This window comes from Pseudomonas sp. EL_65y_Pfl2_R96, from assembly GCF_963970905.1.
Lineage (GTDB): Bacteria > Pseudomonadota > Gammaproteobacteria > Pseudomonadales > Pseudomonadaceae > Aquipseudomonas.
This window is the reverse complement of sequence record NZ_CAXAQH010000192.1, coordinates 1-550: the sequence shown is the minus strand read 5'-3', so window position 1 is coordinate 550 and position 550 is coordinate 1. Positions and strand designations below refer to the sequence as shown.

The 550-nt window shown below is 61.5% G+C and carries 1 pseudogene; it reads right to left on the bottom strand.

Going from position 1 to position 550, the window contains the following annotated elements:
- Positions 1-550 (bottom strand): annotated as a pseudogene (locus AACY49_RS30160) (hypothetical protein); the annotation flags it as partial.

The following is a 550-nucleotide window of genomic DNA, read 5'->3' as shown; positions in this document are numbered from 1 at the left end:
CAGCCCCGCTGCGATCGCACCGTCATAATCGGAATGCAGCGTCCGGGTAACGGCCTTCAGGCGGTAGGCCTGGGCCCTGTCGATAGGTTCTGCCGCATGGATCAGTAACGCGTCGATCCCGTGCTCGGCCCGCTCTACAGCACCAATCTGCAAAAGGTTCTCGGCTCTGCGAAAGTTGATTTCGAACGCCAACCGATAATGGCTTTCCCACCACGCTTCGGAAAATAGGGCATTTGCCCCTTCAATATACCGTGTGACCTGGTCCACGGCTGCCGTTTGGAGAGCGCGCGCCGCCGCGTCGAGCAGGGTCCGCGCGAAGAGCGGTCTGTCGGTGGACGGAATCTCGCTTGCCATCGCCGCAACCACATGGTCGGCAATGTCAAAGTCGCTGACTGAGGCGGTGCCACGCAAACGCAGCAGCAGCCGGGCGAGCTCGACATGACGTACCGGTCGCTCGGCTTCCGGCGTCAACGCAATCGCGACCTCCATGATGCGGTCATGCGCGAACGCATATCGTGTCGCATCCCGATGGAGAAAACCGCCTTCGACG